Genomic DNA, 18485 nt, shown 5'->3' with positions numbered 1-18485 from the left:
ACATATCCACTATCATGAGGACTTCAATGAAAAATTATTATGTTTATATTTTATCTAATGAAGCAAAAACCCTGTATATAGGCATTACCAATAATTTAGAACGTAGACTATATGAGCACAAAAATAAGCTTCTCATTGGTTTTACAAAAAAATATAATCTAATAAAGCTTGTTTATTATGAAACAACAACGGACGTACGAAATGCCATTGCTAGAGAAAAGCAACTGAAAGGATGGTTGCGCATTAAAAAAATTGCTTTAATTGAAGAAAGTAATCCAGGTTGGGATGATTTATCATTATCATGGAGAATTTAAGCTGATCCTTCGCTACGCTCAGGATGACAGCCTCAGTGAATGGTTAACAGCCACTATCAAGCTTCGCTCCGAGATTAACCCTTAAGCGAAATAGGCCGGATAAAAAGCGCTGCATTGTCATCCTGAGCGTAGCGAAGGATCATTATCCAATTCATATTCACCATGATAAGAATTCCAATGCTTATATTTTCTCTAAGGATGGTTGCGCATTAAAAAATTACCTTAATGGAGAATTTAAGCTGATCCTTCGCTGCGCTCCACTACTGTCCGGTGAACCAGATTAAAAATTGATCGTCCTTGGTAAAGCGCTATGATAGCGCGCTAAACACCACATTTAGCACCAAGGACGAACTGATGAAAGATACCGTTTTTCAACGATTATTAAAACCCGTTACAAAAAAATTAATGAAGGAATGTATAGAACGCTTTCGATCTGATCATCGTTATGAATCATTTAATACATTTGAACATTTAAAAACGATGATTTATGCACATATTAATGAAATTAAAAGCTTACGCACGTTAGAGGTTGCGATAAACAGTCAAAAAATTGGTATAAAAACGCAAGTAAAACGCTCGACCTTAAGTGATGCCAATCGAAAACGACCAGCCGAAAGTTTCTTTTGGATATTAGAACAGCTTATGTCTTTGTTACCCAGGAAAAAACATAAAGAAATAAAAAAAGTAATCAGGATATTAGATAGTAGCCCGATACAGCTAAGAGGCCAAGGGTACGATGAGTGGTCAAAGCAATATGCGACTCGGCATATACAAGGATTAAAACTACATGTTGAATATGATTTAGGATTAGATTTGCCCTTAAGGATGAAGTTGAGTCATCCAAATTGTAATGATGCGACGATGGGACAAAAATGGCCAATCCTTAAAAACACCCTTTATGTGTTTGATAAAGGTTACTACGATTACAATTGGTGGTGGAGCATCAACAAAAGGCAGGCTTATTTTGTGACTCGATTAAAGAAGAATGCGGCCATTGTTATAGAAAGCCGGCAAAAAAATACTCGCGAACCCATCTTACAAGATTGTCTTTTTAGAATTTCAAATAAAGTTCCACGTGGTGGAAAACGCATGGAATATAGCGAGACGCTGAGATATATAAGTGTAAAAAGAGAAGGAAAAACTCCTCTTATTTTGGTAACTAACTTGAAAGATTTACCAGCAGAAAATATTGCTAAGCTTTATAAAGCCCGATGGGAAATAGAGCTATTTTTTAAATGGATCAAGCAAAATCTTCGACTTAAAAAATTTCTGGGCCGATCTTCTAATGCGGTTAAAATTCAAATAGCAACAGCCTTGATTGCTTTTATATTGATACAAATATTTAAAAATGTTTCAAATGAGAAACGTTCATTACATCTCGTTTTAGTCTGGATCAGACATAATTTGCATGTTGCAGAATATCGCAATAGACAATACAAGCCTCCTATTTATTTAATTTCAAGGAGACCTGTTTATTTATGATACAGGTTCACCGGACAGTAGTGCGCTGCGCTCAGGATGACAGCCTCAGTGAAATTGTCAACAATCCTATTAATCGAGGCAAGTACGCTCAACTCAAGTTTTACTCCGAGCGCAATGCCTCAATGGGATCAAGCCGTGAAGCGAGATATGCCGGATAAAAACCGAAGAAAATGCCTACCGCAACGGAGACGGAAAAACCCGCGAATGGCGGCCATAAAAACAGGGTAAATTCCCAATGCCAAAGCGCTGCTATCACGTAAGCAATGAGGATACCGATGAGCACACCGAGCACACCGCCCAGCAGCGATAACATCACCGCCTCTATCAAAAAAAGCGTACCAATGTCTTTGCGTTTCGCGCCCACCGCAAGGCGTATGCCAATTTCACGGCGGCGCTCAGTCACCGATACCAGCATAATATTCATGACTCCAATACCCCCCACAAGCAGTGACACACTGCCTATCAAGCCCAGAAAAACAGTGAGGATATCACTTTGTTTTTTCATCTTGGCAATAAGCTCTTTTGCACTCCGATAAGTGACTTGTTTGCCAGATATTTCGCTGCTGACCGCCCTGGACACATTTTCTTCCACGCGCGCTATGTCTGCCTGTGGCGACAACCGCATAATGATATTGCTAATATTGGCATATTTGCTTATCGCCATGGATGCCATGATGGGAACCAGTATGGAAGTATCAATATTGGCATACACAAAACTGTTTTCCGGCCATGCCTCCGCAACGCCGACAATCGTGAAAATATTTTTGCCGATCTGTAATTGTTGACCTAATGGATCCTTATACGAAACCTTTTTCATGGCTTCATAAATATCACGGCCAATCACACAATAAAAACTATACCGATCCGCGAGCGAGATAAATCTGCCTGACTGCAGTTTGATTTGCACAATATCCGCAAAACTGTCTGACACGCCCAGAATCATGGCGTTAAGTGGATTGCCTTCATAGAAAACAGGATAGAATAACTGCGTATAGGGTGCCACTTGCAGAATCGATCTATCCGCTGCCGATAATCCAAATGTTTGCTCCAGGGTCAAATTCTCTGATTTGCCATCGGCTCCCTGATTTTCTTCACTTGTGGAATTGATAGAAACCGCCAGTAGATCCGTTCCTAATGACTTAAACTGTTTGAGGGCTTCATTGGTCGCAAGTTCCCCGCCTGACACCATTGCTACCACAGACGCCGTGCCAACCAGCACGCCCAGCAGCGCCAGCAGTGAGCGCAATTTGGAAAAATAAAGATTGAAGAGCCCCTCACGGGCATGTTCAACGAATTTCATGTGGATGTTATTCTCTGTTTATTGTTTGGTTTTAGCTGCTTTTTTTCACCCAGTTAATCAACCCGCCTGCCAGCAGTATTTCGATTTGCCGTTTTGACAAACGATGGCGCAGGCGTATTTCATTTTTACCTTCTATCAATGCTGTCAAATCATTTCCGCTTCGAATGGCGCTGATCACGTCGTCAATAATAATGACATCATTCTGCTTGATACGCTGGTAATCCTCTGGGTTCGCAAATGTCAGCGGCAATACACCAAAGTTTACTAAATTCTCCCAGTGAATGCGCGCAAAACTCTTGGCGATCACTAACTGCAGACCAAGGAAGCGCGGGGCGAGCGCTGCGTGTTCGCGGCTGGATCCCTGTCCATAATTATCTCCCCCGATGATGGCATGGCGCTGCCCTTCATCACGCAGGGTTTTTGCACGCTTTGCGTATGTTTCGTCAATGATATCAAAAGCAAATTCACTGATTTTGGGTATATTACTGCGATACGGAAGCACACGCGCACCGGCAGGAAGGATCTCATCGGTTGAAATGTTATCACCCACCTTCAGAGCGACAACCGCCTTAATCTGATCCGGTAATGGTTCCAAAGCAGGTAAGGAGGCGATATTGGGCCCTTTCACCAGTTTTATTTTTCTTGCCTCTTCTTGTGGGAGCGGGGGTTGCATGGTCGCTTTGTTGACAATATTTTTTTTGGGTACCTTTATTTTAGGGTATGCCATGCCGAGATCGCGCGGGTCAGTGATTTTGCCTGCCAATGCAGAGGCTGTCGCAGTCTCGGGACTACAAAGATAAACACTGTCTTCCTTGGTGCCCGACCGGCCAGGAAAATTTCGAGGGCCAGTACGCAGACTGTTCCGCCCCGAAGCCGGCGCCTGTCCCATACCAATACAGCCATTACAGCCAGCCTGATGGATACGCCCGCCCGCATGAATCAGCTCCGCCAGCAGCCCGTCTCGGGCCAACTCTTCCAGCATGTTTCTGGACGCAGGATTAACATCAAAAGAGACAGAAGAATTCACGTGCTTTCCTTTCAGCATCAGAGCAGAAATAGCAAAGTCACGATAGCCGGGATTGGCTGAAGAACCAATATACGACTGATAAACATCACGGCCTACCACTTCCCGCACCGGCACCACATTCCCTGGACTGGAAGGCAGAGCTATCAATGGCTCCAGTGTGGATAAATCAATCTCATCGTGAAGGTCATACTTGGCGCCCTTATCTGCCGAGAGGGCTGTCCAGTCAGCTTCTCTGCCGTGTGCCTGTAAAAATTTCAACGTCTCTTTGTCTGAAGGAAAGACGGTCCCTGTCGCACCCAATTCAGCCCCCATGTTGGCAATCACATGGCGGTCCCAGGCATTCAAATGATTAAGTCCGGGGCCGTGATATTCGATAACACAATCAACACCGCCCTTTACGCCGTGTCTGCGCAACATTTCCAAGATGATATCCTTGGCACTCACCCATTCGGGCAACTTTCCTGTCAGTTTCACGCCAAAAACGCGGGGCATTTTGACATGAAAAGGATGCCCTGCGATGACCATCGCCACCTCCAGCCCACCCGCGCCTATCGCCAGCATACTCATCGCACCGCCTGCGCAAGTGTGGCTATCCGAGCCCACCAGAAGCTTGCCGGGTTTGCCAAAAAATTCCATGTGAACAGGATGACTGACCCCGTTCCCCGCCCGGCTAAACCACAGACCAAAACGATTAGCGGCACTTTGCAGAAACAGATGATCGTCTGCATTTTTATAATCTTCCTGAATCAGATTATGGTCTACATATTGCGCAGATAATTCAGTCTTGACCCGGTCAAGCCCCATGGCTTCCAGCTCCAGCATTACCAGCGTCCCTGTCGCATCCTGACAAAGCGTCTGATCAATCTGGAGGGCTATTTCTTCGCCAGGCACCATACTGCCGTCAAGCAAGTGGGACTGAATAAGCTTTTGCGTAACATTGAAGGGCATGAGCGCAACTCCTTTGCAAAGATCTTTTCATGTTCATTTATTTTAACTGATTTTCGACAGAAGAATGACATGCAAAAATCAAACATGTAATCAATGAGTTATTATTAAGCGGGTTTTCTCCAGTAACTAGCAAGTCTATTAAGAGAGCACGGACTGACTCGCTACTAAAAAATGGTAATACTCCCGTTAGTTATATGTTTTAATTATTCATAGATTCAGCTGAAATTTATTAAATAAGCTATGGTAAAGGAGTCATAAATCATGGAAGGAACTTATCAGCGTGAAATCATTGTACAACAACCTGATTTTATCATTGTAAAATTAACCTTAGAAAAAGACGCTGTTTTACCCACGCACAAGTCAAGAGGATTAACTACTATTATTCCCGTTAAAGGAGAGGGTATTCTAACAAGAAACGCAGAAGCAATCGCGATCAGACCCGGCGTGAGCGTTGAGCTTACACCCCACGATGAACACGATCTTTTAGCTAAGACTGTATTGGAGCTTATCGTTGTAGAAGTATTCTTGAAATGAATTTCTCCAAAGCAAAGTGGCATGCTGAATCTACAGATCAAGTTCTAAAAAAGTTAAGCACCAGCCTGAACGGACTTACTTTGGATGAAGCGGAGAAACGCCTTAAGATATTTGGCACAAATATAATTTCTATTGAAAAAAAATATACCTTATGGCGTCGACTTATTAATCAATTCCATAATGTTCTTATCTATGTTTTATTGATTGCTTCTATCATTACTGCATCCTTACAACATTGGATCGATACAGGAGTTATTTTAGGCGCTGTTTTTCTCAACGCCTTGATCGGATTTATTCAAGAAGGCAAAGCAGAAAAAGCAATTGATGCATTAAAACAAATGCTGCCTCCACAAGCTCATGTGACTCGTGCGGGTAAAAATTTACGCATACACGCAAACAAATTAGTACCGGGTGACGTCGTATTACTCCATTCCGGAGACAAAGTACCTGCTGATTTGCGGTTAATTAAATCTAAAGATTTACAGATTCAAGAAGCAATATTAACAGGCGAATCATTGCCTGTAGATAAAAGCAGCCAAGCCGTGCCAGAAGATGTCGCGCTTGCGGATCGATTTTCCATAGCTTATTCCGGCACATTAGTTACCTACGGCACGGCTATCGGCGTTGTTATCGCAACCGGTAAAGAAACCGAGATCGGCCGGATATCTCTAATGCTTGCAAACGTTCCAAAATTAACTACGCCATTAATTCGACAATTAGCGGTATTTTCACGCTGGCTAGCAGTAGCTATTTTGCTCTTTTCATTTGCCATCTTTTTATTTGGCGTTTTTATTCGACAATATCCTGTTGATGAAATGTTTATCGCCGCTGTAGCTATTGCTGTGTCTGCAATTCCAGAAGGTTTGCCAGCCGTCATGACCATTATATTGGCTATAGGCGTTACGCGCATGGCAAAACATCGGGCTATTGTTCGTCGATTACCAGCGGTAGAAACATTAAGCTCTGTTACAGTGATATGTACCGATAAAACAGGCACGCTTACAAAAAATGAATTAACAATACAGCATATTATAACAGGCGATCACCATTATTCTGTTACAGGAAGTGGATATAATGATAATGGCAGGATCTTACTGCATCATCAAGAAGTTAATTTGGACGCACATAATGATTTTCTAATACTGGTGAAAGCGGGAATACTTTGCAATGATGCTTCCTTATATAAAGAAAACGAATCATGGCATTTATACGGCAATCCAGTGGATGGCGCTTTATTATCCTTAGGGCTTAAAGCAGGCATCGATTATAAAGATGAGGTCAATTTATGTCACAAAATTGATTTTATTCCTTTTGAATCGACACATAAATTTATGGCTAGCTTGCACCATGACCATAAAGGGCGCGCTTATATTTATGTCAAAGGGGCGCCCGAAATAATATTAGAAATGTGTTCACATCAACTGAAAAATCAGCAAAAAGTTTTTATTGACAGAATGTTTTGGCATTCACAAATCAGCGAGCTTGCCCAAAATGGAATGCGTGTCCTGGCTCTGGCATATAGACCTACAGTAGCAGCGCATACTAATCTCTTGTTTAAAGATGTAGAAAAAAATCTTATCTTCTTGGGCTTAATAGGGATTGCCGATCCTCCGCGAGAAGAAGCTCACCATGCGGTTTCGCAATGTCAAAAAGCCGGGATTTGCGTCAAGATTATCACAGGGGATCATAAAGAAACCGCCTTTGCGATAGGCAAACAGATTGGCATTAGCAGCCATCATATCTTAACAGGTGAAAATCTGGACGCATTGGATGACGTTTTGTTGGCAAAAGAAGTAAACGACGTTGATATATATGCACGAACAACGCCTGAACATAAATTACGTCTGATCAAAGCGCTTCGGCAACATAACCATGTGATCGCCATGACCGGCGATGGCGTAAACGATGCGCCCGCATTAAAAAGCGCAGACATTGGTATTGCAATGGGACTAAAAGGAACGGATGTTGCAAAAGAGGCCGCCGAAATTGTGCTAGCTGATGATAATTTTGCATCAATAACACAAGCCGTTAAAGAAGGACGAACAGTATATGACAACTTAAAAAAACTTATTCTATTCTTGTTACCTAATGATGCTGGAGAGGGGTTGTCAATTTTTATTGCCATTTTATTGGGTTATACACTCCCAATCACACCTCTACAAATTCTATGGGTTAATCTTGTCACAGCAGTAACACTTGGCGTAGCCCTTGCGTTCGAGCCAACAGAAAAAAATATCATGTCACGCAAACCAAGAGATCCCCATGAGACGTTACTCTCGCGTTTTTTACTATGGCGAATTATATTCGTTTCATTTTTATTTGTGCTTGTTATGTTTGGTGTATTTGCTTACGAAACAAAGCAGGGTGCAACTATTGGTCTTGCAAGAACTTCTGTCGTTAATGTATTAGTCTTGATGGAAGTATTTTATTTGATAAATTGTCGAAAAATTTATGACTCTATTTTAAACAGAGAAGGCGTGCTTGGAAGCTCGCCTGTTCTTATTTCTATCGGATTAGTGATAGTTTTTCAAATTGGCTTTACTTATCTGCCATTCATGCAGATGATATTCGCGACAAAATCAATCTCTATTGGCGCATGGATTGCTCTATTTTCAATTTCTTTTGTTGTTTTTCTGATAATCGAATTAGAAAAATGGTTGATGCGGATAATATCGAATAAAAAATGAATAAGCATTAAGTTAAAATATACATAATGAAAACACCTATCGTGAAAAAACCAAACTGCAATATTTGATCATAAAGATACTTACTTCGCATTAAAGGAATAAGGTCTGCTGCGCCAATGTATATAAAATTCCCCGCGCCAAATGCAAGCAATATCGCCACATTAATTTCCTCCGAAATAATGTAAGCAAATATTCCACCAATTAAGAATGTGATTGCCGATATAAAATTGTAAATTAACGCGGATCTTTTCATCCAGCCGCTATGTATCAAAATGCCGAAATCGCCAAGCTCCTGGGGAATTTCATGTGCAACAGCAATAAACCAGGTAAGTATTCCAAGTTTTATATCAATAATAAATGCTGCTCCAACCGCCAACCCACCTATAAAATTATGTATGCCATCAGCAATCAAAATGAGATAGCTCACTGGATGATGCCGTATAAGGGACCGATGACAATGGTGCCAATGTAGAAATTGCTCGAGCATCAGGAAGGAAATAAATCCCAGCACAAGCCATAAATAAACAAATTTTATATTTCCTAATTTTGTTACCGCCTCGGGTAAAAGATGGAAAAAAGCTCCACCAATTAGCGTACCTGCAGCCAGACTGACTAACGGCATAATAAGTTTTTTAAACATAGCCTCTGGCAAAAGTAATGTTACCGCCCCCACCAAGGCTATAGCACTCATTGCCAGCCCGAAAATAACAATCCAGTAAAGGATGTGCATTATTTTTTACAGCATTGAATCGCGGTTATTGAAAGCTCTGATCGTTCCATTTTATGATTCTCCATTACTTACAAACGAGGTTGCGCCGAAATAATCACATATCCGCCTTCGCCATAGCCTGGCTTGACTATTTCGGGCTGCTTAATATCTTCAAGCCGCGCAAAAATGGTCTGATAAATCTCTTTCTCTTTAAAATGCGCTTCATGCAACAATATCAATATTTCGTTTACGGCAAAGAAATGCGCATCACGATAAAAGGGATTTTCTTTTCTAGCCTCATAGCTTTTAACTAATTTTGAATTTTTATCTAACATTCCAATAATCAGTGTACCATTTGGTTTTAATACTCGTTTTGCCTCTAAAAGTGCTGGCAAAGGATCTTCTAAAAAACACATGACAGTACCAAACAGCACATAGTCAAATTGCTGATCCAGAAAAGGTAATGATTCTGCGACACCCTTAATAACATTAATTCCGCGCGATCTTGCCATATTGCCCAACTTATCCGAAGGCTCTATGCCTGTCTTTATCCCAAGAGCAGCAGCAAATCTTCCCGATCCCGCCCCAATTTCAAGTCCTTCTCCCGATAATGGAATGACTTTCTTGTAAGCTTCAACCTCTGATAAAAAAACAGCTTGATGGCGATCAAACCAACTATCATAGCGGTCAGCGAGTTGATTAACGCATCATTTGATTTTTGATCCATTTAACTACCCCTACAAATTGAAACTATTCTTAAGCTTATTATACCAAAGGTTAAATTCACCGAGACGCCAAACTTGCCGCCCAATGTTTGCAACGGATCCCGACAGCGATCCGGAAGAAGCATAAAAATTGAACATTATTGTTATTATCCCCTATCTTTGATAGGATTTTGGCCCACAATAGGTAAAAGGCACAAACAGGATGTGGTCTCTGATTTCAAGCCTCGCATCGCCAAAAAAATTTTTTTATTTGTCCGATAAACTCATCCCCTGGCTGACAGCCTTTTTTATTCTGTCATTCAGTTATGGCATGATCGGCGGACTGCTGATCGCGCCTGCAGATTATTTGCAAGGTGAGGGTTTTCGTATCATCTATGTGCACGTGCCCTGTGCTTTTCTTTCCCTCTTTATTTATGCCGTCATGGCGGGTGCCGCAGCGGCCGGGATCATCTTTAGGCTGAAGCTCGCTTTTCTCGTCATCCGCCACAGCGCACCGATCGGCGCAGGCTTTACCTTTCTCTCACTGTTAACTGGCAGTCTGTGGGGAAAACCCATGTGGGGCACCTGGTGGATTTGGGACGCAAGACTCACTTCCGAGCTCATTCTCCTGTTTTTATATCTGGGCATCCTGTTATTCCAGTCTGCTATTGCGCAAAAACCAAGAGGTGAACGGGCTGTCGCAATCCTGGTGCTAGTTGGCTTTGTAGATATTCCCATCATTCATTATTCTGTTTACTGGTGGAACACCCTGCATCAGGGCGCCACTTTAAAACTATTTGCGCCTTCCGCCATTGATGCCTCCATGCTACATCCCCTGCTGGCCATGATTGCTGCCTTTTTTATGTATTATTTCATTGTGCTTTTCGTACGAATGCGTTATGACTTGACCGCCATTCACGCCAATCATCATTGGCTGCGGGACAAACGATGATGGACCTGTTATTAAAATTTTTCTCCATGGGCGGCCACGGCTTTTATGTCTGGATCGCATATGGCAGTGTATTGTTCTTTTTAGCGGCGCAATGGCTCATTCCATGGCGGCGTTGGCAAAAGTATCTGCGCGCACAAAGAAACCACCATGAATAAAATTCATCAACGACGAATAGTCTATGTACTGCTCTTTAGCGCAGGGCTCGCGCTCGCCACCGGACTCATTCTGTATGCACTTAAACAAAATATTAATGCCTTCTTAACGCCTAGCCAGATAACCTCTGCGCAGGTTTCCACCCGAGCATATTTTCGTCTCGGCGGTATGGTTAAAAAAGGCAGCGTTCAGCGTGATAAAACGGGATTGGGCGTGCAATTCACCGTCACAGATCTAAAACGCGAGCAGACTGTACGCTACGTGGGCGTGCTGCCGGATCTGTTTCGCGAAGGCAAGGGCGTGATTGCAGAAGGAACATTAGATCCACAAGGTATTTTTGTCGCATCACGGGTCCTTGCCAAACACGATGAAAATTACATGCCCAAAAATGTTTATAAGGCAATGAGGGAAAACGCAGTATGATCAGTTTACTCGGAACGCTTTCACTCATCCTTGCCCTTGTTTTCTCACTTCTGCAAAGTCTCTTTCCCCTCTGGGGATACTGGCGCCGCAATCCCTATGCACTGGCCTGTGCCCGTCCCGGCGCATGGGGACAATTTGTTTTTGTCGCGGTTGCCTATATTCTTTTGACCATCGCCTTCACTACCAGCGATTTTTCCATCGCTTATGTTGCCGCCAATTCCCATCCCCTCTTGCCACTCATGTATCGTTTGACGGCAGTATGGGGCGCACATGAAGGATCCATTTTATTATGGATTCTGATTCTGACGATCTGGACACTGTTTTTTTCCGCCACCCAGAAAAATAATGACACTTCCCCGCTTGTACTTGCCGTATTAGGCCTGATCAGCTTTTGTTTTCTCTGTTTTCTTTTATTAACCTCCAACCCTTTTCTGCCTGCCATTGGGCCGCAAACAGGGCAAGACCTGAATCCGCTTTTGCAGGATCCGGGCTTTGTCATTCACCCCCCCATGCTTTATATCGGCTACGTCGGTTTTTCCGTAGCGTTTGCCATCACGCAAGCCGCTTTGATACGCGGCAAACTGGATACAAACTGGGCGAATATCACGCGCCGCTTTGCGCTTGCCGCCTGGTGCTTTCTTACCTTTGGCATCACGCTCGGCAGCTGGTGGGCATATCGCGTCCTCGGCTGGGGCGGTTTCTGGTTTTGGGACCCGGTCGAAAATGCTTCGCTGCTGCCATGGCTGTCGGGTACCGCGCTTATTCACGTGCTGGCACTGGTTGAAAAACGTAACGCAGCCAAAGCTTGGGCAGCACTGCTTGCAATTATCAGTTTTGCACTGAGTCTGCTGGGTACTTTTTTAGTACGCTCAGGTGTGCTTATTTCCGCACATACATTTGCAAATGATCCAGCTCGCGGCATCTTTCTTTTACTCTTGCTGGCAGTGCTCATGACGTCTGCCCTCGCCATTTATGTGATCCGTCTGCCCGCATTCAGTTCAGGCAATATGCAACGCTTTACATTTTTTTCCCGCGAAACGATGCTGCTATTAAACAGCCTTCTGTTGTTCACTGCCATGCTAACAGTTTTACTGGGCACGTTATACCCGCTTATTCTGGATGCACTTCATCTGGGAACAATTTCTGTGGGCGCTCCCTATTTCAATAAAGTGATGACACCGCTCACTTTTATAGTGATGCTGCTAATGGGTTTTGGCCCCTTCAGCCGCTGGCAGGATCCTGAGATGAAAATGACTTGGGGGCCTGCATTGAAAAGAATGGGCACCAGCATACTGGCTGCCGGTGTCCTATTGTGGTTTTTTACTGGCGGCCTGGAAATCACCGCACTCATTACCTTAAGTTTAAGTTTCTGGATCATGCTAAGTCTCGTGGGTTATTTGCGCTTTTTACCGGGCATGTCCATTACCCATTTGGGTTTTGCCATCCTCGTTATCGGGGTCATCCTGTCCAATGTCTTGAATGAAGAACGTGAGGCAAGAATCAAACCGGGGGATGCCGTGAATGTCGGCCCTTATCAATTTTTCTTCGTGGGAACCGAGAGCGCGAATGGCGCCAACTATCGCGGTGTCCGCGCCGAATTTGAAGTATTGAAAAAGGGACGCCCCATCACTGCGTTGTATCCAGAAAAAAGAATTTTTCTTGTTCGTGACATGGTCATGACCAAAGTCGATATCCATCCCAGCATTTTTCGCGATCTTTATATTGCGCTCGGCGAACCGCTCGATATGGAATATTGGTCCGTACGAATTTATTACAAACCTTTTGTGCGCTTTATATGGGTAGGCGGCCTGCTCATGATCGTAGGCGGTTTTTTCGCCATGCGCCAGCGTAAACAGACACTGTCTGCAGCAGGAAAAGGATAGAGCAAATGAAGTTAAAACAGCTTGTTCCTTTTCTTATCCTGTTTGCCTTGCTGATTCTTTTGTGGCGCCAGCTTTTTTATTCCAAACCCAATGAATTGCCCTCTCCACTGATTGGTGAAAACGTGCCTGCTTTTCAGCTGCCGACGCTTTATCAACCAGAGAGATTGTTAACGCAGAAAGCATTGGCGGGTCGCGTCACGCTGTTAAATGTCTGGGCCACCTGGTGTTACGCCTGTAGCATCGAACATGGCATGCTGATGAAAATCAGGCACCAATATCATATTCCTGTTTACAGCATTGACTATAAGGATGATCCTGACGAAGCCAAGCGTTGGCTGAAAAAACTGGGTGATCCTTATATTCTGACGGGCATGGATACACACGGTGATGTCGCCATTGATCTGGGGGTATATGGCACGCCAGAAACATTTATCATTAGCCCGCAGGGAAAAATTGTTTACCGTCATGTTGGCGTGATTGATCAGCGGGTTTGGGATGAAGTCTTGTATCCCATCATCAGGAAATATGAGGCAAAACCATGACACGTCAATTATTCGGATGGGCGCATTTTATTTTGGTTTTCTTTCCCCTTATTTTTATGCTGTTCTGGGTGAATAGCACTTTTGCCATTGAACGCGATCCTTATCCTTTTACCTCCGTCGCAGATGCCAAACGTTTCGAGTCTTTGACTAAAGAAATTCGCTGTGTTGTTTGTCAAAATCAAAACATAGCGGATTCCAACGCGCCGCTCGCCAATGACTTGCGCCTAAAAGTATATCAACTGGTAAAAAACAATAAATCGGATGAGGAAATCAAAGCATACCTGGTCAAACGCTATGGGGAATTTATTCTGCTGCGTCCACGCTTTAATCTCCTCACCGCTATTCTGTGGCTATTTCCACTGTTTGGCATCATCACCGGCTTCTACTTTTTGCGGCGAATAGTTAAATTAAAATAAATTTATTTTATCAATCGCATTTCATCTTCGCTGACTTCTTTCGGATTTCCTTCCCCAGGAAAAAGTTCGCCTCCAAGTGTCGCAAATAAATGAAATCCCCCTTCCGGGTAGTGCCAGGGTTGGTCGGCATTCAAATCTCCCTTGATTTTATCGAGGCTGACAGGTTCATCATCTGAATAAGGCTCTTTGAATTGATCGAAAAACTTTTCCAGCAGTTTTTTCAGATTCTCTCTCGCCTCCATAAAATCCTCCTGCCTGATACAAAGATTATTATTGTTTACAAATTCTAAGGCGACTGATGACATTAATTGGCTGGCGGGAATGGTTTTTTCACGCAGGTGGTGGCCGGGACTGCCCACGGGATACTCACTTTTTTCCTTGTTTCTTTTAGCGGACTTAAGGGGAATATCAATAGGATCACTCCGGTTTAAACGATTATCCATTTTCGTATCCTCCAAGTGAAAGATTGTTTTGACTATAGGCCGGGCAGCTTAAGATAATATTAAATAGTGATTCTCACTCCAGAACTCGCTTACCCAGTTAGGCAAAGGAAAATCAAGTTGGAAAAAAATATCAAATTAATTAAACCTGTAAGAAAATACCCCCTCATTGGATGGCGGGAATGGGTCAGCTTGCCTGAATTGAATATTTTCCATATCAAGGCAAAGGTCGACACGGGCGCGCGTACTTCTGCGCTCCATGCCTTTTCTTTAAACCCCTTTATCGAAAATGGAAAGCAGCGAATCCGCTTTGACATCCACCCCCTGCAACATAACACGGAAAAAATTATTACCTGTGTAGCTGACGTCGTTGACAGGCGCCTGGTCACTGACTCGGGCGGTCACGAAGAAGAACGTTATGTTATACAAACCCCTATCACAATGGCTGGACAAACCTGGTCGATTGAGATTACGCTCACCGAGCGAGAAAACATGCTGTTTAGAATGTTATTAGGCAGGAGCGCTCTGCGTAAGCGCTTTATCGTTAACCCGGCACGTTCCTTTGTGACCACCAGGATTCCAAAAAAATGAAAATAGCCATTTTATCGAGGAAAAGCAGTCTTTATTCAACGCACCGATTGATCGAGGCCGCCACCGCGCGCGGACATCAGGCCGACACCATTGATACGCTGCGCTGCTACATGAATATTACATCCGTAGAACCGACGATCCATTACAAGGGCAAGGCGCTTGAAAATTACGACGCCGTTATTCCCCGCATTGGCGCATCCGTCACGTTTTATGGCGCTGCAGTTGTGCGCCAGCTGGAAATGATGGGCGTATTTTGTGTCAATGATTCAGTAGCGATCACCCGTGCCCGGGATAAATTGCGCTCTCTGCAGCTATTGTCTAAAAAAGGCATTGGCTTGCCCATTACCGGATTTGCGCACTCCGTTGACGAGATCCAGGACCTGATCAAAATGGTTGGCGGCACACCGCTCGTCATCAAATTCCTGGAAGGCACGCAAGGCATCGGTGTCGTTCTGGTTGAAACAGCAAAAGCAGCACGCAGCGTACTGGAAGCGTTTCTGGGCCTCAAGGTAAACATTATGGTCCAGGAATACATCAAGGAAACCGGCGGCGCAGATATTCGTTGTTTTGTGGTGGGCGATAAAGTCGTTGCCGCCATGAAGAGACAAGCTAAATCACCCGAAGAATTCCGTTCCAATCTGCATCGCGGCGGCATCGCGACAGCCATTGAAATTACAGATGAAGAGCGAAACATGGCCATCCGCTCCGCGCAAATTATTGGTCTCAATGTGGCAGGTGTCGATATCATCCGCTCCGCGCGCGGTCCGCTCATTATGGAAGTCAACGCTTCGCCCGGCCTCGAAGGAATCGAGAAAACAACCGGCATTGATGTTGCGGGCAAGATCATTGAATTCATTGAGACAAGTATTGAATTCAATAAAAAAGACCGGCTTGAAGAAGCGGAAAAAGGCCGCAAAGGGAAGGGATAGTTTTTTACATTTGTCATTCCCGCCTACGCGTATTACTGCAGGATTCCCTTGAAGTCCAGTGCCAGTCGTCTCAAATCGAGGCGATTCAGGAAGAGGGAATAGACCATCCAGGCACTAACGGCGGCAAGATCGGCAAACTGGGGCGGAACATATTTGGGCGGCGTGATAATCCCTTCGTCAAGCAAGTCACTGAGAATATGCAAGTCTTCCAGCGTTGCTTTGCCCACAAATAGCAGTGGAATCCGTTTGACCAAGCCGCGCTGCACGGCAAGGCGCATATAGTTGTAAATCAGGATGAATCCCTTACTGTATGACAAGTCTTTGGTGTAAGGTCCGAGATCCGGCGCACTGCCTCTGAACACGCGCATAGAGGATTGATAACTGTCATTTTCATCCAGCCCCTGCTCGCGATAGAACTGATACACATCAAAAAAATTCGCGCCTTCCTCCGCCATGTTAACGGCTGTAATGCGGTTTGTCAGCCGTCGCAACCGGCCGGGATAAGAGGAAAAAGTAAATATTTCCGTGATAATGGCAAGGCCTTCCTGCGTTACTGTTGAAGAAGGAGGCCCTTTACTCAGAAAAGTACAAATGGGCTGCGCCATACCATTTAGCGTCGTGCCCAGATGAACCCAGCCTTCGTGAATTTCAAATGTGCGTATTTCACGCGAGCTAAACATCAATCCTTTGTGAATTTTAATCCGGTCAGCGCCCGCTGCTGCATCAGCAATAATGCCATCGCTTATTTCTACGCGTATCGCATCCCGATCAGAAAAATAATTTCCCAGACGGTCGCTTAACATGGCAACAGCATCTTCGCTAGTATATTTTTTTTCGTCCGCAGCCGTTTGCACTTGGTCTTTAATGTTTGAAAGTGCAGAGGCCACCAGGGTGGCAAGATCTTTCAGCGTTGGCGCACCCACGTGAAAAGCATCCTGTGAACTACCATACAAGCCTTGAGAAATTTCTGTAAACTTGGGTGTACCGCGTGCTACTAACATTTCCACCACGCGGCAATACTCGTAACAGATGCGCTCCATAATACTGCCTACGCCGCTATATTGGCCGAGTTTCCTGCGAATATCGCGGTCTATCTCATGAAACTCTTCAATCTTTTTTTCCGGGTCAAATGAAAGAGGGTTTTTTTTCTGATAATACTCGCTATCAATTTGCGGTAATTTTTTACCCTTATGCCTAAAAAAATATTCTTCGACTTCCTGGTCCCACTTTAAAGCGTCAAGAATACGGATCGGTCTTTGGGCGGCAACGATGCGTTCCGACAGCGCATGTATGATTTGTTCATATTCGCCAAGGAATTCGCTATTTGCCATCGGGAATATAAATCCTTATATTTTTAACTTATATATTCATATTATAAATTAATTCTCATCATAAAGGTGTGTCCATTACCAATGAAATTACCACCGCCTCTTCATGCCTGGCAAGTGACCCCTCAGGAAGCAATAACCATTCAGAAACAACTAGCTAGCCGTATTACCCTTAAGAAACCCGATCATCCCCTGCTTTATATTGCAGGCCTGGATGCTGCCTTTTCACAGGACGGCAAAACCTGCATTGCAGCGGTTGTTTTGTGGGACAGTGAAAAACAACGGGTGGTTGAACAACATAGCGCATTTGAGCCTGTGCATTTTCCCTACATTCCCGGCTTACTTTCATTTCGTGAAGCACCCGCACTGCTTGCAGCGCTCGGTAAATTGCAGCAAAAACCGGATGCACTCATGTGCGATGGACAAGGTATCGCTCATCCGCGCCGATTGGGCATTGCCTGTCATATCGGTTTATTCACACAAATACCATCGCTCGGATGCGGTAAAAGCCGCCTGGTGGGCCGACATGAAGAGCCAGGCAAACTACCCGGTCAAAAATCGCCTCTCATCGACAAGGGTGAAATAGTTGGCACTGTTTTGCGTACCAAAACCAATGTTAGGCCTGTTTTTGTAAGCGTTGGAAACGAAATGGACCTCGCCACTGCAGAAACGATTGTGCTTCGTTGTACACGCGGCTATCGCCTGCCAGAGCCCACGCGCCTTGCAGACCGACTAGTGGCATTGATAAAAAAAGAACTAGGATAAGGAAAAGGCCCGGATCAGCCTTGCGAAACCCGAGCCGCTCTTACTTAATAATCTGCAAATAATGATTTCTTTCGTTCTGATTCTTCCGCACACGGCACACACAGCTTAAATCCTAACAGCTGCCTTCCCTCCGGGATATCATCGCCGCATTCCAGGCAAAACTTTGATCCCATGGCGCCGCTGGATGTGTTCTGGCGCATTTTACTTAATGCACGAGAAACTTCATTGTCAATTAGATCATTTGCTAAATCAATTTCATCAGCCATAACAACCCTTGATTGTATAGAAAAGAAAGGGAAGGGATTCTACTGAAATAAAAATAAAATGTCTAAAAAATATTGATGAAACAGGCTTTAGT

The 18485-nt window shown here is 44.1% G+C and carries 21 protein-coding genes; 13 read left to right on the top strand and 8 right to left on the bottom strand.

Annotation, left to right across the window (positions count from 1 at the left end; genetic code table 11):
• The first annotated feature begins 26 nt into the window (after window positions 1-26).
• Together AQUSIP_RS00770 and AQUSIP_RS00765 are read left to right on the top strand one after the other, a co-directional pair.
• Complete coding sequence (locus tag AQUSIP_RS00770) at window positions 27-314, top strand: GIY-YIG nuclease family protein (protein WP_114834286.1); 288 nt, start codon at window positions 27-29, stop codon at window positions 312-314.
• Window positions 315-668: 354 nt separating this feature from the next.
• Window positions 669-1796 (top strand): IS4 family transposase, encoded by a 1128-nt coding sequence (locus AQUSIP_RS00765; protein WP_232058605.1) that lies wholly within the window; start codon window positions 669-671, stop codon window positions 1794-1796.
• Window positions 1797-1896: 100 nt separating this feature from the next.
• Here the strand turns inward: AQUSIP_RS00765 and AQUSIP_RS00760 are convergent, their stop codons facing one another.
• Entirely contained in the window at window positions 1897-3096 is a 1200-nt protein-coding gene (locus tag AQUSIP_RS00760) for an ABC transporter permease (protein WP_114835073.1), read from the bottom strand.
• Window positions 3097-3127: 31 nt separating this feature from the next.
• Window positions 3128-5071 carry an aconitate hydratase gene (locus tag AQUSIP_RS00755; protein WP_114835074.1) on the bottom strand — a complete coding sequence of 648 codons (1944 nt, stop codon included), beginning with the start codon at window positions 5069-5071 and terminating at the stop codon, window positions 3128-3130.
• A gap of 261 nt (window positions 5072-5332) precedes the next feature.
• Between AQUSIP_RS00755 and AQUSIP_RS00750 the strand changes: the two genes are divergently transcribed.
• Window positions 5333-5605 carry a cupin domain-containing protein gene (locus AQUSIP_RS00750; protein WP_114835075.1) on the top strand — a complete coding sequence of 91 codons (273 nt, stop codon included), beginning with the start codon at window positions 5333-5335 and terminating at the stop codon, window positions 5603-5605.
• Window positions 5602-8292, top strand: a complete 2691-nt coding sequence (locus AQUSIP_RS00745) for a cation-translocating P-type ATPase (RefSeq protein WP_114835076.1) — start codon at window positions 5602-5604, stop codon at window positions 8290-8292. The genes AQUSIP_RS00750 and AQUSIP_RS00745 overlap by 4 nt, the downstream gene beginning before the upstream one ends.
• A 7-nt stretch (window positions 8293-8299) precedes the next feature.
• On the opposite strand, the gene AQUSIP_RS00740 is transcribed toward AQUSIP_RS00745, so the two are convergent.
• From AQUSIP_RS00740 to AQUSIP_RS00730, 3 genes are all read right to left on the bottom strand, one after another.
• Window positions 8300-9022 carry a ZIP family metal transporter gene (locus tag AQUSIP_RS00740; RefSeq protein WP_197737802.1) on the bottom strand — a complete coding sequence of 241 codons (723 nt, stop codon included), beginning with the start codon at window positions 9020-9022 and terminating at the stop codon, window positions 8300-8302.
• 68 nt (window positions 9023-9090) lie between these two features.
• Window positions 9091-9591, bottom strand: coding sequence for a class I SAM-dependent methyltransferase (locus AQUSIP_RS00735; RefSeq protein WP_232058671.1), 501 nt, complete (start codon window positions 9589-9591; stop codon window positions 9091-9093).
• Complete coding sequence (locus AQUSIP_RS00730; protein ID WP_114835078.1) at window positions 9549-9728, bottom strand: hypothetical protein; 180 nt, start codon at window positions 9726-9728, stop codon at window positions 9549-9551. The genes AQUSIP_RS00735 and AQUSIP_RS00730 overlap by 43 nt, the downstream gene beginning before the upstream one ends.
• Before the next feature lie 200 nt (window positions 9729-9928).
• On the opposite strand from AQUSIP_RS00730, the gene ccmC reads away from it, so the two are divergent.
• Genes ccmC through AQUSIP_RS00700 form a run of 6 tightly spaced genes read left to right on the top strand, consistent with a single transcriptional unit; the run spans window position 9929 to window position 14074 of the window.
• Window positions 9929-10657, top strand: coding sequence for a heme ABC transporter permease CcmC (ccmC, locus tag AQUSIP_RS00725; RefSeq protein WP_114835079.1), 729 nt, complete (start codon window positions 9929-9931; stop codon window positions 10655-10657).
• Window positions 10654-10812, top strand: coding sequence for a heme exporter protein CcmD (gene ccmD / locus AQUSIP_RS00720; protein WP_114835080.1), 159 nt, complete (start codon window positions 10654-10656; stop codon window positions 10810-10812). The genes ccmC and ccmD overlap by 4 nt, the downstream gene beginning before the upstream one ends.
• Complete coding sequence (ccmE, locus tag AQUSIP_RS00715; RefSeq protein ID WP_114835081.1) at window positions 10805-11233, top strand: cytochrome c maturation protein CcmE; 429 nt, start codon at window positions 10805-10807, stop codon at window positions 11231-11233. The genes ccmD and ccmE overlap by 8 nt, the downstream gene beginning before the upstream one ends.
• Complete coding sequence (locus AQUSIP_RS00710) at window positions 11230-13116, top strand: heme lyase CcmF/NrfE family subunit (protein ID WP_114835082.1); 1887 nt, start codon at window positions 11230-11232, stop codon at window positions 13114-13116. The genes ccmE and AQUSIP_RS00710 overlap by 4 nt, the downstream gene beginning before the upstream one ends.
• Window positions 13117-13121: 5 nt before the next feature.
• Window positions 13122-13658 (top strand): DsbE family thiol:disulfide interchange protein, encoded by a 537-nt coding sequence (locus AQUSIP_RS00705; RefSeq protein ID WP_114835083.1) that lies wholly within the window; start codon window positions 13122-13124, stop codon window positions 13656-13658.
• Entirely contained in the window at window positions 13655-14074 is a 420-nt protein-coding gene (locus AQUSIP_RS00700; RefSeq protein WP_114835084.1) for a cytochrome c-type biogenesis protein, read from the top strand. The genes AQUSIP_RS00705 and AQUSIP_RS00700 overlap by 4 nt, the downstream gene beginning before the upstream one ends.
• A 2-nt stretch (window positions 14075-14076) precedes the next feature.
• On the opposite strand, the gene AQUSIP_RS00695 is transcribed toward AQUSIP_RS00700, so the two are convergent.
• A complete protein-coding gene (locus AQUSIP_RS00695) occupies window positions 14077-14517 on the bottom strand; it encodes a hypothetical protein (RefSeq protein ID WP_114835085.1) in 441 nt (146 codons plus the stop codon).
• Window positions 14518-14634: 117 nt separating this feature from the next.
• Here AQUSIP_RS00695 and AQUSIP_RS00690 point away from each other — a divergent pair, with 117 nt between their 5' ends.
• Window positions 14635-15105: an ATP-dependent zinc protease family protein gene (locus AQUSIP_RS00690; protein WP_232058607.1), complete on the top strand. Its 471-nt coding sequence runs from the start codon at window positions 14635-14637 to the stop codon at window positions 15103-15105.
• Complete coding sequence (gene rimK, locus AQUSIP_RS00685; protein ID WP_114835086.1) at window positions 15102-16034, top strand: 30S ribosomal protein S6--L-glutamate ligase; 933 nt, start codon at window positions 15102-15104, stop codon at window positions 16032-16034. Before AQUSIP_RS00690 ends, rimK begins: the two co-directional genes overlap by 4 nt.
• A 32-nt stretch (window positions 16035-16066) precedes the next feature.
• Here rimK and AQUSIP_RS00680 read toward each other — a convergent pair whose 3' ends face one another.
• A complete protein-coding gene (locus AQUSIP_RS00680; RefSeq protein ID WP_114835087.1) occupies window positions 16067-17365 on the bottom strand; it encodes a flavohemoglobin expression-modulating QEGLA motif protein in 1299 nt (432 codons plus the stop codon).
• Window positions 17366-17446: 81 nt separating this feature from the next.
• Here AQUSIP_RS00680 and nfi point away from each other — a divergent pair, with 81 nt between their 5' ends.
• Entirely contained in the window at window positions 17447-18127 is a 681-nt protein-coding gene (nfi, locus tag AQUSIP_RS00675) for a deoxyribonuclease V (RefSeq protein WP_114835088.1), read from the top strand.
• Window positions 18128-18171: 44 nt separating this feature from the next.
• Here the strand turns inward: nfi and AQUSIP_RS00670 are convergent, their stop codons facing one another.
• The gene (locus AQUSIP_RS00670) at window positions 18172-18393 is read right to left on the bottom strand and encodes a TraR/DksA C4-type zinc finger protein (protein WP_114835089.1); all 222 of its coding nucleotides are present in this window, start codon (window positions 18391-18393) and stop codon (window positions 18172-18174) included.
• Window positions 18394-18485 lie beyond the last annotated feature (92 nt).

Origin of the sequence: Aquicella lusitana (genome assembly GCF_902459475.1) — a bacterium.
Lineage (GTDB): Bacteria > Pseudomonadota > Gammaproteobacteria > DSM-16500 > DSM-16500 > Aquicella > Aquicella lusitana.
The sequence above is the reverse complement of the archived record's forward strand: the minus strand, read 5'-3'. Positions and strand labels throughout refer to the sequence as shown.